The organism is Gemmatimonadota bacterium, from assembly GCA_026706345.1.
GTDB lineage: Bacteria > JAAXHH01 > JAAXHH01 > JAAXHH01 > JAAXHH01 > JAAXHH01.
Genome location: JAPOYX010000135.1, coordinates 1 through 6,287, shown reverse-complemented (window position 1 = coordinate 6,287; position 6,287 = coordinate 1). Strand labels below are relative to the sequence as shown.

Below are 6,287 nucleotides of genomic sequence, written 5' to 3'. Positions count from 1 at the left end.
GCACGTCATCTTCTTGGCGCGCATTGCCGCAGCCGGTGATGAGCCGGTGATACTGCGCATCGTTCACCAGCGCCGCAATCTGCCGGCGCTGGTGTATTTCGAACGAATGGAAGACTGAGATTCCTGTGTAGAATGAGTGTCGCGACAGAATTCACCCGACACAATGCCCATGGCACTCGGACAGTCGGATATTCCGGAGGCGCACCACCGTCTCTCCGAAAATGCTCGCCGTTTCCGCCACCGACCTGCCGTAGTGACGCTGGGCATCGGGCAGGTCGCGCATCACGCAGTGATGGAAGCCCTGACCGAGTTCGTGGGCGAGGATGCTTACGTCGGTCATCGAGCCGCTGTAGGTCATGTAGTGGCGTCGTAGCGGATTCAAATGACCCGCCACCAGGGTACTGCCAGAACGTCCGGCGCCAGCCATTCCAGTGCGTCGCCATCGTGCAGGAGCAATCCGGCCCGAGACTGGCTTTCGTATTCCCGCCGGAACGAACGCAGACGTACCGTATCGCGCAGGCGCGGCCGTCCGCTTGCCTTGATCTCGACCGGTAGCAGCTCGTTGGCGGTTTCGACCACGAAATCCACCTCCTCGCCCGCCGTCGTTCGCCAATACAGGATTTCACACCGTTCCTGACGGGCCTCGCGCCAGGCCAGCAAGTCGCCGAGGACGAGGTTTTCCAGAAACGCGCCGCCCGGTTCGTCCAGCCCGGCGATGTGCAGCGCCAGGCCGGTATCGCTCCAATAGAGCTTTGGCGACTTGATCAGCCGTTTGGTCCGGTTCACCGCGTAGGCGGGTACGCGCACCAGCAGGTAGGAGGTTTCCAGCAGGTTGAGGTAGCGGTGGACGGTCGCTTGCGGCAGGGCCACGTCGCGGCCCAGTTCGGTCTGATTGACAGGTTGGCCCAGGCGCAGGCAGGCCGCGCGCGCCAGGCGACGAAAATCCGGAAGGGAGGCGACGCTGGAAAGACTCAGGAGATCCCGTTCGAGATAGGTGCGCATATAGCCCTCGAACCAGACGGTCCGCGCCCGTTCGTCGGCAAGGTGGACAGCCGGATCCGGGAATCCGCCGCGCCGCGCGAACGTCCGCCAATCCTCCCGTTCGGAATCGGTATCGGCGACGAGTTCCGCCCACTGCGACTCCGGTGAGTTCAGCAGATCCTCCCAGATTCCACCGCTGCCCAGACCGCGCTGCTCGCGCCTGGTCATGGGCCAGAGCGTGAGATAGCTGGCGCGGCCCGCCAGGGACTCGGTCGCGCGGCGCATCAGCAGCAGGTTCGCTGAACCGGTGAGCAGGAACCTGCCTGGCTTTCTGTGGCTGTCTATGGACAGCTTTACGGCGTGCAGAAGGTCGGGCGCCCTTTGAATTTCGTCCAGAGTCAACGGCCCGTGGCCGCGGACCAGGGATTCGGGATCGCGCTCGGCCGCGTCGATCACATCGAATTCATCGAGCGACAGATACCGCCGCTCGGGGTTCAACGCGCGGGCAAGGGTACTTTTGCCGGCTTGGCGGGCGCCCGTCAAAATAACGGCGGGCATGGCCGCAAGGTGGTCGGCTAGTGCATCTTGTGCGAGACGATTAAGAAATCCATTCATAATATGGATGATAATCATCCGAGTCGTGAATGAAAAGTGCCTAGTTGAGGCGGTGCACCGATTGCCGCGTCTATCGTGGATACCTGGGTCAGAGAGCCGCTTTTTCGAAAGCATGAAATCCACGATAAACGTCTACGAGGGCTATTCCGAAGAAGTGGCGAACGGCTATTCGCGCTCTTCCGTGCACGTACCCGTCGACGACGGCTGCCGGATCGCCGTGGACATCCTGCAGCCCACCCTCGACGGCGAACCGCTCGACGGGCCCCGGCCGACCGTCGTGCAGGCGACCGGCTACCGGCGCGCGTACTACAAGAAGGAAAACGAGTTCAACGCGCCGAAGTACGCGAAGCTGACCGCGCATCTCCCGGTCGGCGCGCTGATCACCGCCTACGAACAGCGGCCCGCCTGCCGGCAGGTGATCCATCACGGATACAACGTGGTCAGCATCGACTTCCGTGGCACGGGCGCTTCCTTCGGCGCCCACGCCAACCAGACCTGGCGCAATGCGGCCGACATTGCCCAGGTAGTGGACTGGATTGCTCAGCAGGAATGGGCGACCGACAAGGTGGGCATGATCGGCGGCTCCTGGGAAGGCGTGATTCAGCTCGCAACCGCCGTCTTCCAGCCCAGGCACCTCGCCTGCATCGTGCCGCAGATTCCGCCGTCGATCATGAACGCCATCGTCGACGGCGGCCTGGCGATGACCGGGTTCGCCCGCGACTGGTCGGAGATGCGCAAGGGACAGGACGGGGCGGACGTTGCGGCGCCGGTGGACGGCCCGGACGGTGAACGCCTGTTCGCCGAGGCGCTTGCCGGGCGCGCGCCGGCCTATGCGGGCTCCGACGACCTGAGCGTGCTCGAGCACATGACCAGCGACTGGTACGTGGCCAGCATGTCCGAGGGCGCACCACCCCCGCCTTTCCCCGAACTCGGCCCCTTGCGCGACGTCTTCGACGAGTTCGAACGCATCAGCCGCTCGGGCGCCGCAGTGTACCTGCAGACCGGCTGGTGGGACATGACCTTTCCCGGCGAATGCCTGGACCTCTACGAGGCGCTCGACGGCCCGAAGCGCATAATCGTCGGCCCCTGGAACCACGGCGTGCTGCCGGCCATGGAGCCGTTGCGCTGGTTCGACTACTGGCTCAAGGGCATCGACAATGGCATTGCCGACGAACCCGGCGTGATATTCGCGACAACCGACCTTGGTGGCCGGGCCGTCTGGAAAGCCGCTGAGAGCTGGCCGCTGCCGGAGGTCGAGAGCGAGTCATGGTTCCTGAACGACACCCCCAGCGGCACGCTGTCGTCCGTCCTGGACGGCAGCCTGGAGCGCAACGCGGGCCCCGAAACCACGGCCGAGTACCCGGTCGACTACGGAACGGGGCTCGGCAACCTCGGGCGCATGCGCTTCATGCTGCACGACGAGTACATACGGCATCCCCACCTGCATGACCGGGCGCTGCGCTGCGCGACCTTCACCGGTCCCAGGTTCACCGAGGAGGTCGAAATCACGGGCTCACCCGCGCTCTTCCTCGAACTCGCCACCACGGCCTCCGACGGCGCCATCCACGTGACGCTCGAGCAGGTCATGCCGAACGGCAACGCCGAGTACGTCACCGAGGGCTGGTTGAACCTGCGCCACCGGAAGGTGAGCGAGAGCCCGCGGCCCCACGCCGGGCCCGCCTGGCATTCCCAGGCCGAGCAGGACCTGCTCGAGGTCGTTCCCGGAGAACGCATGACCGCCGCTCTCGAACTCTACCCCGTCTCGGTCTCCATCGGTGCCGGGAGCCGCCTGCGGCTGACCGTCGCCGGTACCGACCGGGACAACCTGTACGTGCCGGAGCGCGACCCCGCGCCCGTGCTCACCCTGTTCTTCGGCGGACCGTCGGGATCCCGGCTCGAACTTCCCGTCGAGGACGTGGCGAGGCGTCCCGAAGGGCGCGTCATCCCGGATGCATTCGAGGGGCAGGCCCCCGGTTTCGCGTTCGCAAAGTGAAAGAATCTCCCGGCGCGCTGTCCTCACTGCGCATCTGCGACTTCACCGGCCAACTGGCCGGGGCCGGCGCAACGAGGAGGTGTTCGCCACACTGGAAACCGGTGCCGCGCTCCCGCCCAGGCGCTCATGACCGTCAATGTGACCATCGGGCGGCAGTGAGCAACTCCGCTACCGGCGACTCCAGCCAGGCGTGGAGCGGGGCATCGCCTTCGGCGTCCCGAAGGACGAGATCGACAGGTTCAGCAAGGAGCGTCGGGAGCAGTACCGGCGCGGCGGCGGCAGCATCGCCTCGAACACGGCGCTGTAGTCGGATCTGTAACCGCCGTCGGGGGAGGACGGGACGTGGACAGGCGCGGCTTCCTGTGGGCCGGCAGCGCATTTGGAGCGGGAGGCCTCGTGTGGTGGCAGCGCAATGCCATCGCCCGGGCCGTGCTGTCTCGCCGCGTCAACGCCGAGGTGCGGGTGTCGGGGGCGCCCTCGACGATACCGGCTTCCTGCCCAGCGGAGGAAACACAATGAGTTTTGTTAAACATCAGGGGCGAAAACTCAGCCCTGCAGCAAATGTGGTAACGGCACTCCGACGTGCTGAAGGTACAACTTCAAAAAATAATCTGACTTTGTCATCCAAAACTGGTTCTAATTCGTCTACTGAAGTTGGACTCGTAGAGCGTTACTCCTAAGTGGATAGCGGCAATCTATTAGATCGAACTTACCTGTCAATAGTCGGACGTCTGAAAGGTGCTATTGCCGGTATTGTTCCTCCCAAAGAGGTCGAGGACATTGTCCAAGAGGCCTATGTTCGCGCCTGTCAGGCCGAGCGTGAGTCACCCATAACTGCTCCTCGTTCGTTTCTGTTCAAGACAGTAAGAAACTTGGCGCGAGACCATGTGAAAAGAGCTGAAACTCGCCTGTCAGACAGTTTTGACGAGGATGAGTTGGGGTACACTGGACAGCAGGCTTATGGCGCTGACCCACTGGGTGAAGCGGTTAGCCACGAGGAGTTCTCACTGTTCTGCGAAGCGACGCGCCTGCTTCCCGCGCAGTGTCGCCGGGCGTTTGTTCTGAAAAAGGTCTACGGCTACTCGAGGCGGGAGATCGCAGAGCATATGGGTGTGAGCGAAAACACTGTTCAGACCCAGATTGCGCGAGGCATGAAAGCCTGCCTGCAGTTTATGGAGCGCTGTGAAAGAGAGGGAAAAGGAGGCCAAGTGGTCGAATTGAACACGAGCAGCCTGTCTTCAACGCGGGCGTCGAAGGATGATTTAGCTTGAGCAAGGTGTACCAGTTACGTTCAGAAGAAGAACGCTACGATGCAGCCAGTCTATGGATTGAGCGTCTCAGTGAGGGCCTTACTCGGGAAGAAAAACTCGAGCTTCAGGCGTGGCTCGCGGAAGATCCCGCCAATCAGGCATTGCTCGAGAAGATGGTCAGGCTGTGGGACAAGATGGACAGTCTCAGTCGACTTTCTACGCTGGTGCCGCAACCGGCTGCAACAATAAAACCAGGCAGCAATCGCTGGGCTTTTTTCGCGCTGGCCGCATCTTTAGTCCTTGGACTGTCAACGCTGCTGTTCTGGAACTCGTCATTTGACACCGGTATTGCTCCACAGATCGCTCAGCGACCGGCCGAGAGTTTCTACGAAACGGCGATTGGTGAACAGCAGGTTCATATCCTAGAAGATGGCACCCAAATTACGTTGAATACCAGTAGCCGGATCGGGGTTCGCTATACCAGTGACGCTCGGCTGTTGCACCTGGAAATTGGTGAAGTCCATGTGCACGTTGCAAAAGATCCACAGCGGCCATTAAGCGTCCTGGCACGTGGTCGCATCATCCAGGCGGTCGGCACGGCATTCAACATCGAGATAAAACCAGATCGGGTGATTGAGCTGGTGGTCACCGAGGGCACTGTGCGGGTCGGCGAGCAACCGGAGTCGACCAAAGCTGCGCGAAAAAACGTGAGGATCGTACTGCCCAGATCAGCAACCGTAATCACCGCGGGTCAGGAACTGGTAATGGGCCAAGAGGCTGAGGTTGCCAGGCCAATATCCGAGGCTGAAATCAAAGCTAAACTCTCCTGGCGGGAAGGGAGTCTCATTTTTCGGGGGGAATCGCTCGCCGAAGTCGTCCAGGAAGTCGAGCGATACACCGGTGTCGAGTTTGTATTCGTGGATGAAAACCTGAAAGAAGTGCATGTCTCCGGGTTCTTCAAGGCAGGTGATGTGGAAGGCATGCTGGCTGTACTCAAAGAAAACTTCGACGTCGAGTTTCAGCGAGAAAGCGAGAACAGGGTTCTTCTCCACGGTATATAAACACCGCCTTGTCGAATCCGTCAGCACCTTTGATTCGGAGGGGACACCATAGTAAAGGTTGGCGCGAAAAAGTTTTGTTACATGCTGTCACCCAAACCCGGAACCGGGTCGTCTATTAAGTACGCGCAAGGCACAGCGCGTTGCAATAGAACGATATCGGTTCTGGCAGTTTGGTTGGTACTGCTGTTTGTGGTGCTTCCTCTTCCGGCAACCGCGGATGAAGTCTCTGTAGACAAGCTCATCCAATTCAATGTTCCCGAGCAACGTGTAGATCTGGCGCTGACGCAATTTGCGGAGCAGGCGAACATTACGTTGCTGTTCCCCACGGATGAGATGGGGGAGCCGACGTCAAATGAACTGGTGGGGAAGTACTCGGTATCTGAAGGC

At 61.3% G+C, this 6,287-nt stretch carries 6 protein-coding genes; 4 read left to right on the top strand and 2 right to left on the bottom strand.

Annotated features, from left to right (window positions below; all coding sequences use genetic code 11):
* Window positions 1–151: 151 nt before the first annotated feature.
* Window positions 152–382 carry a M3 family metallopeptidase gene (locus tag OXG98_08680; GenBank protein MCY3772081.1) on the bottom strand — a complete coding sequence of 77 codons (231 nt, stop codon included), beginning with the start codon at window positions 380–382 and terminating at the stop codon, window positions 152–154.
* A complete protein-coding gene (locus tag OXG98_08675) occupies window positions 379–1,710 on the bottom strand; it encodes an ATP-binding protein (protein MCY3772080.1) in 1,332 nt (443 codons plus the stop codon). Before OXG98_08675 ends, OXG98_08680 begins: the two co-directional genes overlap by 4 nt.
* Between OXG98_08675 and OXG98_08670 the strand changes: the two genes are divergently transcribed.
* From OXG98_08670 to OXG98_08655, 4 genes are all read left to right on the top strand, one after another.
* Window positions 1,709–3,589, top strand: coding sequence for a CocE/NonD family hydrolase (locus OXG98_08670; GenBank protein MCY3772079.1), 1,881 nt, complete (start codon window positions 1,709–1,711; stop codon window positions 3,587–3,589). The genes OXG98_08675 and OXG98_08670 overlap by 2 nt on opposite strands.
* A gap of 680 nt (window positions 3,590–4,269) precedes the next feature.
* Entirely contained in the window at window positions 4,270–4,860 is a 591-nt protein-coding gene (locus tag OXG98_08665) for an RNA polymerase sigma factor (protein ID MCY3772078.1), read from the top strand.
* A 5-nt stretch (window positions 4,861–4,865) separates the two neighbouring features.
* A complete protein-coding gene (locus OXG98_08660; GenBank protein ID MCY3772077.1) occupies window positions 4,866–5,900 on the top strand; it encodes a FecR domain-containing protein in 1,035 nt (344 codons plus the stop codon).
* Window positions 5,901–6,074: 174 nt separating this feature from the next.
* On the top strand, window positions 6,075–6,287 hold a 213-nt coding region (locus OXG98_08655), incomplete at its 3' end, for a hypothetical protein (GenBank protein ID MCY3772076.1).

What these genes read in the sequence shown, in the direction of transcription:
- OXG98_08670 (MCY3772079.1), top strand. Translation starts at nt 1,709, where the DNA reads ATGAAATCCACGATAAACGTCTACGAGGGCTATTCCGAAGAAGTGGCG.
- OXG98_08675 (MCY3772080.1), bottom strand. Translation starts at nt 1,710, where the DNA reads ATGCTTTCGAAAAAGCGGCTCTCTGACCCAGGTATCCACGATAGACGC.